The sequence below is a fragment of the Draconibacterium sp. genome, assembly GCF_041583095.1.
Taxonomy (GTDB): domain Bacteria; phylum Bacteroidota; class Bacteroidia; order Bacteroidales; family Prolixibacteraceae; genus Draconibacterium.
Window position 1 is genome coordinate 1 of sequence record NZ_JBFHGM010000308.1, and the last position, 5,603, is coordinate 5,603.

General features: G+C 39.7%; 4 protein-coding genes. 1 reads left to right on the forward strand and 3 read right to left on the reverse strand.

Going from position 1 to position 5,603, the window contains the following annotated elements:
• Positions 1–1,258, reverse strand: a 1,258-nt coding sequence (locus ABZB17_RS19735; protein ID WP_372652836.1) for a SusC/RagA family TonB-linked outer membrane protein, incomplete at its 3' end; no start/stop codon positions are given.
• 122 nt (positions 1,259–1,380) lie between these two features.
• Here ABZB17_RS19735 and ABZB17_RS19740 point away from each other — a divergent pair.
• A complete protein-coding gene (locus ABZB17_RS19740) occupies positions 1,381–2,088 on the forward strand; it encodes a FadR/GntR family transcriptional regulator (protein ID WP_372652838.1) in 708 nt (235 codons plus the stop codon).
• Between the two features lie 653 nt (positions 2,089–2,741).
• On the opposite strand, the gene ABZB17_RS19745 is transcribed toward ABZB17_RS19740, so the two are convergent.
• Together ABZB17_RS19745 and ABZB17_RS19750 are read right to left on the reverse strand one after the other, a co-directional pair.
• Positions 2,742–3,005 (reverse strand): DUF4372 domain-containing protein, encoded by a 264-nt coding sequence (locus ABZB17_RS19745; protein ID WP_372652840.1) that lies wholly within the window; start codon positions 3,003–3,005, stop codon positions 2,742–2,744.
• Positions 3,006–3,307: 302 nt separating this feature from the next.
• Positions 3,308–5,603, reverse strand: a 2,296-nt coding sequence (locus ABZB17_RS19750) for an Ig-like domain-containing protein (RefSeq protein ID WP_372652842.1), incomplete at its 5' end; no start/stop codon positions are given.

The window sequence follows — 5,603 nt, forward strand, 5'->3', positions numbered from 1 at the left end:
AAGGAAGATCTCTTTTTGAATGAGAATAGATCAAATTTGATGAGACCTTCAGGTTATCTGTGATTTTGTATGAAGCATTAAAAGTTCCGGAAACTCTTTCAAAAGATGATCCAAAAACCAAACCATTATCATCCATGTAACCGAGTCCCAGGTAATAGGTCCCTCTATCGTTACCGCCATCAAATGACAAACTGTAATCCTGCGAATAGCTATCCTGATAGAATAGTTCATTCATCTGGTTATCCATAAAAATCAGTTGAGTTCCCGGATTAACAGGATCTTCAATGGATTGCCATCCTTCATAATTTAATAGATACCAGTTTTCATCGGTAAGTACCATTGTGGTATAAATGGAATTGGTGGTATTATTACCCGTTGCTGCAGCATGACCACCGGTTAAGAACACATCTAACCAGTTGTACCCCATCACCTCCTGCGCAGCACGAACACCCAGACGATTGAACTTCACGTAATCGGCTGCATTCAAATATTCCATTGGATCTTCACGACGTTGGTTTGAAGTGAATTTTGCCCTGAAGTTGATATTCGATTTTCCAACTTTACCTTTTTTAGTGGTGACCAAAATTACGCCGTTTGCGGCACGCGCTCCATAAATTGCTGTTGAGGCAGCATCTTTAAGTACTTCCATCGATTCAATATCGTCGGAGTTTAAGGCATAAAAAGATCCGGGCACTCCATCAATCAAGATAAGCGGACTTCCGGTACCTTCGAAACTTGTACCTCCCCGAACTACCAGACTTGGAGTTGATCCAGGTTGCCCTGTTGTTTGGGTAACCTTTAAACCTGCAATTGTACCTTGAAGTGCAGTTGCAGCATTTGAGCGAGGAACACTTTCCAACACTTTTGTGTCGAGCTTTGCAATTGATGTAGTCATCTCAGCGCGGGATTGAGTGGTATATCCTGTTACAACAACTTCATCAAGTGCTGTCGTTTCAGTTTCCATAACTACATTCAAAAATTGTGACCCTGAAGTTTGGATTCTTTGTGATTTAAATCCAATCATCGAGAACATCAATTCTGTTTCCGGAGAAGAGATATCAATGCTAAACTCTCCGTCCATGTTAGTAATTGTTCCTGTTGTTGTACCAACAATAACAACATTCACTCCGGGTAGAGGTAAATTTTGAGAATCATCTACAACCTTTCCCCGGATTTCAACCTGTGCCATGCTGTTTACAACTCCTACAAACAGAAAGAGTAGTAAAAGAATGGATTTTTTAGTTAGAACATTTTTCATAAATTTGATTTTAATTATTGCTTTATGTATGACATAATGCATGCAAATATAGAGATAAGTTTTTTATTTCAAAATGATTTTTAAAATTTGTATGTTTTTAAAATTGATATCTTTATCGCATCATGACAGATCAAAATTTGATAAATCAAATACCATTAATCGATACCAGTAGTTTAGTCGACAAGGTTGAAATGCAATTGCTGGAGATCTTTATTACTAAAGGATTGAAGACCGGAGATAAGATTCCGAAGGAACTTGAATTAGCCAGTGCAATGGGGGTTAGCCGTACAGTAATTCGGGAGTCTTTAACCCGGTTGAAAGCCATGGGACTAGTGGATTCGATTAAGCATAAGGGGACAATTTTAACAAGCCCCAATCTTGCACAGATTCTTCAAAAATCGATGATTCCGAAAGTTTTGGATGATGAAACGCTAAAAAATATTTTTGAGATAAGACTGATTCTCGAGATTGGAATGGCAGATTCGATTTTCAAAAATATTACGGAGGAAGACATACTGGAGCTTGAAAACATAACAAACTCCGAGCCTGAGTCAACAGGTGATGTATTATTTGATATTGATCATGAGATCATGTTTCACGGAAAGCTCTATGAAATAACCAACAATTATACTTTGAAGAGTTTTCAGACAATTTTATTGCCGGTATTTAATTTTGTATATGATAGTGGTTTAATAAATCGGCCGATAAAAAGGAAAAAACATGTTTCGCATAAGGAGTTGGTTGAAATACTAAAAACCGGGAATCCTAAAAAATTCAGGGAGGGTATGCGAAAGCATTTGGATAATCACTTTAACAGGTTGTTTGAATAGGTAGCTTTCTAATAATGATGAATGGTAGACCCCAGAATGCTTTAATCTTCAGGTGTTGTTTTATCCATTTAAAAAGTAATTCAACCCGCTAGCTGTTTTTGTATGAAAACACAATCTCTTCCACAGTTAATTCCATGTTGTTTGTCAAGTAAACGAAGTAGCGGTTACTGTCAATATCATAAAATTTGATTCTCCGTAGTTTCTCAGGATAATTTTTTGAGACATAAAAACCAGATAGTTTTCCAATCTGGTCGCAAATTAGGCCAGGTTGTCTGTCAACTTTATTCGAATACATCCTGTTGAACTTTAGGTTTGCTTTTGACCTTACTACAAAAAATGCAGAAAGCCTGGTTATACGGTAAAGACACTCAACATATCCACAGTCGAAAATTTAATCGGGTTCTGTTTCGTATGAAATAACATCCATTGCACAGACATCGTGGAACGAAACAGGTGTAATGTGGATAAATGCTGGTATTTGCTTGGTAATAACGTAAAGCGTGTGGAATTTTATCCCTCCCTTTGTTTTTCGAAAACTTGCCCACTAGAAAACTATTAAACACAGATCGATGGTTGAATAATCGAAAGCATAGATTTTTCCTTTTATTTTAAAATCATTATTCGCCAGCTTTTTTCTGGCCAGGTCAATCAGGTTAATAAGCAAAATCTTTACAGATTCTGTAATTGCGTTTTTCGTTAGGCTTTGACAGGTTGCTCCTTGTTAATGATTTACCAAAACCAAGATGATAGACTTTGTTTTTGTGAGCGTCAATAATAACAATTAAATAGTGTAAACTATCACGATTGGTCAATTGACCGAAAGTCATATAAAGCCACTGGTTCAAGCAGGTAAAATGCCTTACATACTTGTTGCCGGAATACTGGGCAACAAATTTGTCGAATACCCTTTGTGGCAAAAAAACTTATGAGTTGAGCAAAAACGTATTGTCCGTTATTCATGTAATTTTAAAAATCCACGAACTTTTCGGATTCAAATCGTCACGCTAAAAAAAGCCGCTTAAAGTATCGATTTTCAATTGGTCCAAAGAACGTTATTTAATTTTTAGTAGACACTAATGTCTTTAAATATAAGGTCATTTTTATCTAGTCTTTGCTTCTGACTTTCCAAAATCAATTATTTGGATAAAGTGCAATAGAAGATATGAAAAAAGGCGTATTCGTTTTGGAATACGCCTTTTGAAATGCTTAAATGGCTCAACTATTTCGGTTCAAAAATGGCTTTGCCATTATATATTTCATCACCTATTTTCACTCGGTAAATATACATACCGCTAATTAAGGTTTTGGGTTCAAAAGTGGAATTGTATTTTACGCCTCCAATAATATGATCTTCAAAAATTGTATTAACTTTTCTTCCTGTCATATCATAAATGTCAATTCGCGCATCAACACTTTCAGGCGAAACAAATTCAAAACGTAGCCTGTTACTAAACGGATTTGGATAAATTTTTATAGCAACCGGATCAACCGTTTCAATATTTGTTGTGATAGCCAATGATTTATTAGTAATGGAAGAGTCGCCAGCAACATTTATATCCAACCATGTGCCATCAGTAAAGTGAACGCGAATGGTATAGCCAGCGTCTGCAACTTTGTTTTGGAAGTCGAAACGCAGGATGGCTTCACCCGTCATCAGCGTACCGCCAATCCAACCCAGAGAGTCTGAACTGAGCAGTGCATCTGATGGTGCATCAGTTCCTTGCCATACCACATCGCTGGTTTTGCCATAGGTTAGCCAAACCTTGATCAGATCGCCGTTAGCTGCCGGCCATTTAAGCTCGATTTCATCAATGATCTTATTATCACCGGTCAGGTTGTTTAACCTTGCAGTTAATCGTTTACCATTGGTTTGCAAACGATCCAATGTAATTCCAGGACCAATAGTCACAGTGGCATCATCAGATACGGTTTCCGTTACGTATGAGTCTTCACCGGTTGCGTAAGCCGTATTCGGAATATCGAAATCATTCACCACGTTACCGCAAGATTTTAAATAACCTTGAGGACTATAGCGCGCAATTGTAAAGAACGCGATCTGCCAATTGACGTCGACTCCTTCTACCGGGCCACCCGATTGTCCCCAACCGTCTGTAAACGGATCGGAACATGAAAGGTGCAATTCGAAAGCTGGATCATCTCCTGGTGGGTCAAAGATGATGTCGTTCCTTGTAAGACTGGTAATAATACTTACATCATCCGTGATGTCAACACCGTCAAGTAACACCGGACCACCATCAGTTGATCCTTCCAGAACGCTACCATTTACGAACACGAAGTAGAACTCGTCACCGATTCCGGTATCGTAATGCGTACCGCTGTTATCGAAGAATGGCGCCGTCTGGTAGTCAACCGTAATTTTCACCGTCTCACCCGCCGGAACATCAACTGTACATTCTACGTCCTGTCCGTCAGTTGCCGAACAATCAGCAATACCAGAAGTCACACTAATGTCTGTCACGTAAAGCGAAGTATTGACCAAATCCGTCAGCAATACGTCAACTGCATCTGATGGACCGGCATTACTCACCTCTATGGTGAAGATTTGGAATGTGCCTTGTGGTACGTTGGTTGGATCGAAGTTTTTAACGATGGACAGGTTAATGTCGACCAGAATATCAATAGAATCAGCACCCTCGTCTGTGACACTAATGTTGTTGTCGTCGGTTGCGACGGCACCAGCTGTTGCCGTGTTCGGTACATTATCTGCGTCATTCATTGCACCCACTCCGTCGGCCTCTTCAACATCTGAAGCTACGGAGAAGTTAACCGTAATTGTCGCTGAAGCACCAGCTTCCAGTGATGTAATTAGCCATTCAACAGTTTGTCCCACGCTGCCGTTATCTGAACCAGCAGTACCGGAAACACCTGTTACTGTGAGGCGGTTATCAACAACGTCGTTGATGGCGACATTACTCAACGGTGCAGAACCATCGTTGGTAACAATCAGTGTAAATGAACTGCCTGCACCACCTGCAATCACTGCGTCATCGATAAACGTTTTTGCAATACTGACAGATGCAATTGCGATGGTCACTGTGGCCGTTTCAGTATTAGTGGTCGTACCATCAGCATGGTAAACTGTTACCGTATACTGGTAAGTGTCCGGTCCTTTAAAATCATTATCCGGAGTATAAACAATGTAGTCATCCAGCGGATCGACAGGCGTTCCATTGTCATGAATAACTGCTGTTCCGTTCGCAGGATTTGTTACACTGGTAATAGCATGGTTTGTACCTTCAAATGTATCGTTGTTTAATACATAGGTATTGACCGGCGTATTTACTTTGGTGACATCGCTGTCGTCAGCGATATCAGCAACCGGTGTAACGATAACTGTAACCGTAGTTGTTTCAGTAGTGCTTGTTCCGTCAGCATTGTAAACCGTAACTGTATACTCGTAACTGTCCGTTCCGTTGAAATCAGGATCCGGGGTATAGGTAATCGTACCATCAGCTTCAATAGTAGTTGTACCATTGGCTGGTGTGGTTGTACTT

Bases quoted from the DNA above. Each gene is read 5' to 3' on its own strand.
- ABZB17_RS19740 (WP_372652838.1), top strand. From the start codon at position 1,381: ATGACAGATCAAAATTTGATAAATCAAATACCATTAATCGATACCAGT.